The 259-nt window shown below is 61.8% G+C and carries 1 protein-coding gene; it reads left to right on the plus strand.

Features of this window, described 5'->3' with window-relative positions; genetic code table 11:
• The coding region (locus AC1RQI_RS17305; RefSeq protein WP_481905846.1) for a hypothetical protein at nt 1-241 on the plus strand (241 nt) is incomplete at its 5' end.
• Nucleotides 242-259 lie beyond the last annotated feature (18 nt).

A 259-nucleotide genomic window follows, 5' to 3' on the forward strand; every position in this document is an offset into this window, starting at 1 on the left:
CGACTGGGACACGTACATCAACGACTTCGCCACCAAGATCCCGGACCTGATGGACCTGCTGTTCCAGTCGGTTGAGGGCTGGCCGGGGATCAAGAGCCCGAAAGTCAAGGACCTCATCGCCGGCCATCAGATCACCGCGGCCGGCTGGTTCGTGGCCAACCCACAGGTCACGGTCGTCGACGTGCGCCGGCTCCAGCGCTTGGAGCGCGCGTTCAACGAATTCCTGGACAAGGTGGGTTGAAGCATGTCGATCATCGAA

The sequence above is a fragment of the Salicola sp. AFF1 genome (assembly GCF_056783195.1).